This is a genomic window from Caballeronia sp. BR00000012568055 (genome assembly GCF_029439455.1).
Classification (GTDB): Bacteria; Pseudomonadota; Gammaproteobacteria; order Burkholderiales; family Burkholderiaceae; genus Caballeronia.
Map to the genome: position 1 here is coordinate 1 of NZ_JAQFVG010000280.1, position 2,334 is coordinate 2,334.

Annotated in this window: 2 protein-coding genes and 1 pseudogene; all 3 read left to right on the plus strand. The window is 58.0% G+C overall.

The features are described 5' to 3' along the window. On the plus strand, nucleotides 1-227 hold a 227-nt coding region (locus tag P7F28_RS17130), incomplete at its 5' end, for a DUF1801 domain-containing protein (protein WP_277185717.1). A 340-nt stretch (nucleotides 228-567) separates the two neighbouring features. Beyond that, on the plus strand, nucleotides 568-1,800 hold the full coding sequence (hpnI, locus tag P7F28_RS17135; RefSeq protein ID WP_277185718.1) for a bacteriohopanetetrol glucosamine biosynthesis glycosyltransferase HpnI: 1,233 nt from the start codon (nucleotides 568-570) through the stop codon (nucleotides 1,798-1,800). A gap of 27 nt (nucleotides 1,801-1,827) precedes the next feature. Further along, nucleotides 1,828-2,334: pseudogene (locus tag P7F28_RS17140) on the plus strand (hopanoid biosynthesis associated radical SAM protein HpnJ); the annotation flags it as partial.

Consider the following 2,334-nt stretch of genomic DNA (forward strand, 5'->3'; position numbering starts at 1 on the left):
ATGGCATGATCGCGGTAGGCAATGCGCACAAGGACAAGGTCAAGCTGACTTTTCTCTACGGCGCAAGCTTGCCCGATCCCGACAAGCTCTTTAACGCAGGTCTCGACGGTAACGCGCGACGCGCAATCGACTGGCTTGAAGGCGACAAGGTCGATGCAGGCAAACTCAAGAAACTGATTCGCGCGGCGATCGCTTTGAATCAAGGCAAGTCGAAGAAAAAGGCTTAAGCGGCTGCCTTGCGCGTCAAGCATATTACTTTAACAAACCACGCAGAAAATCCCTCAAGCATTCTTACGCAAGCCACACGAAAGTCGTGCTGGCTTAGCGCATTCTTGCGGTCTCGTTGCGCATGTCTTACGTCCATGCGTCGAACGAATCGATCAAGACGCTTTAAGCATCCCTTAAGCGTCTCTTAAGCTTCTCGACCGCAGCCTTCAGTCTTGTGCTGTAACGAGCGCAACACGCGCACGACACGATGTCCGAGCCGACACGAGGAATCCTCATGCCTTGTCTCATCACGTTGATCGAAGTCGATTGTAAATTCGAGCATTCGTTCGAGTCGAACGAATGACGGCGCATTCGGTCTCGCTTATTACGTGGCTCGTGATCGGGCTGTGTTGCGTGTCGACGTGCTATGTGACCATTGCCGCGCTGGTGCATCCGGGCTGGCGTCGTAATGATCTGAATGCGCGGCGCAAGGCGTTGAATGAGGACGATGCCGCGTATCCGCCTGTCAGTGTGCTCAAGCCCTTGTGTGGGCTCGAACCGCGTCTCTATTTCAACCTGGAGACGTTTTGCGAGCAGATGTATCCGTCGTATCAATTGCTCTTTGGCGTGGCGAGCGAAGCCGATCCCGCTGCGCAAGTCGTGCGGAGACTGGCGCGGGCTTATCCGCAACTCGATATCGCGCTGGTGATCGCGGCGTCTTCGCATGGCAGCAATCGCAAGGTCGGCAATATGATCAACATGGCGGCGCACGCAAAGCACGATATCTTCGTCATTGCGGACAGCGATATCGCGGTCGAGCCGGATTATCTGATGCGCGTGACCGCACCGCTTGCAGACGAACGCGTGGGCGTTGTGACGTGTCTTTATCGCGGCCGTCGCGTGGGCGGATTCTGGGCGCGCTTCGGCGCGTTGTTTATCGATAAATGGTTTGCGCCTTCGGTGTATGTCGCCAACTGGATCGGTGTCAGCCGATTCGGTTTCGGCGCGACGCTTGCGCTTACGCGTGACACGCTCGTCAAGAGCGGCGGCTTTGAGGCCGTGCGTGATTGTCTCGCCGACGACTACTGGATTGCCGACCGTGTGCGCGCTTTGGGCCTGCAAACCGTGCTATCCGATGTAGTTGTCGCCACCGACGTGACCGAGCGCGATCTTGCCGCGCTATGGCGGCGCGAAACGCGCTGGCTGCGTACCATTCGATCGATCGATCCGCTGAGCTTCGCCTTTCTGTTCGTGACCTTCACCACGCCGTGGCTTGTCACAAGCGGCTTGCTGAGCCTCGTGTTCGATTCGAGCGGTGTAGACCTCGCTCAATCGACCGCAGACACCATCGTCGATCTGAGCAGTTCCTTCGGCCTGAGCGCGCGCTTGCTGTTGCACTGGCGCAGCGCGCGATCATGGCGTGCATTCTGGATCGACCTGCCGCTGATTCCTCTACGCGACACGCTGATGTGTCTGCAATGGCTCGCCGCGTGGTTCGGCTCCTCCGTCTTGTGGCGCGGCTTTCGCGTGCCCGTGGACGATACGCGTTCCATTCGCGGCGTGACGGATGCAGCGGACGCGTCCGATAGCTGACGTTTTAACTAAGGATATCGAATCATGATGCAAACGCTCTTTCTGCAAGCGCCTTCCTTCGACGGATTCGATGGCGGCGCGGGTTCGCGCTATCAGGCCAAGCGCGAAATACGTTCGTTCTGGTATCCGACATGGCTCGCGCAGCCCGCCGCCTTGATTCCGACCAGCCGCGTGCTCGATGCACCCGCCGATGGTTTATCGGTCGAAGCGACGCTCGATATCGCCGCGCGCTACGAACTCGTCATCATCCACACGAGCACGCCGTCGTTCCCAACCGATGCCTTGTTCGCGGAGAAGCTGAAGGCGCGCGTGCCTGCTATTCGCATCGGCATGGTCGGCGCGAAGGTTGCGGTCGATCCGCATAACTCGCTGATCGCAAGCGAGGCGATCGACTTCGTGTGTCGTGAGGAATTCGACCTCACGTGCAAGGAAATAGCGGAAGGCAAGCGCTTCGATTCGATACGCGGTTTGTCTTATCGCATGGCCGATGGTTCGATCGAACATAACGAAGCACGTCCGATACTGGAAAACATG